This window comes from Sutterella massiliensis, assembly GCF_016899755.1.
Lineage (GTDB): Bacteria > Pseudomonadota > Gammaproteobacteria > Burkholderiales > Burkholderiaceae_F > Sutterella > Sutterella massiliensis.
Window position 1 is genome coordinate 1 of sequence record NZ_JACJJC010000377.1, and the last position, 309, is coordinate 309.

The 309-nt window shown below is 35.6% G+C and carries 1 protein-coding gene; it reads left to right on the plus strand.

The features are described 5' to 3' along the window. On the plus strand, positions 1-309 hold a 309-nt coding region (locus tag H6A60_RS12985), incomplete at both ends, for an SMODS domain-containing nucleotidyltransferase (RefSeq protein WP_439145089.1).

Sequence of the window (309 nt, forward strand, 5' to 3'; positions counted from 1 at the left end):
TTATCAAACTTATGAACACGCCTGTTTTTCATAAACATATAAATACCATCCCTTCAGAAAAAATCTCTGTTATTAACGATAGATTTGAAAGAATTATTACAAAAGTTAATGAAAATTTTTGGAGGGCCAATGATGTATTTTGGGATTTTTATAACAAAACTTCGGATCATGGCTTTTTCGTAGGATCATTTGGACGTAGGACAGCCGTCAAAAGTAGCGATCTAGACATTCTAGTTGAACTTCCAGATGAAGAATTTCACCATGTCTGCTCCCTATCAGGGAACCAACAATCGCGACTTCTGCAAATCG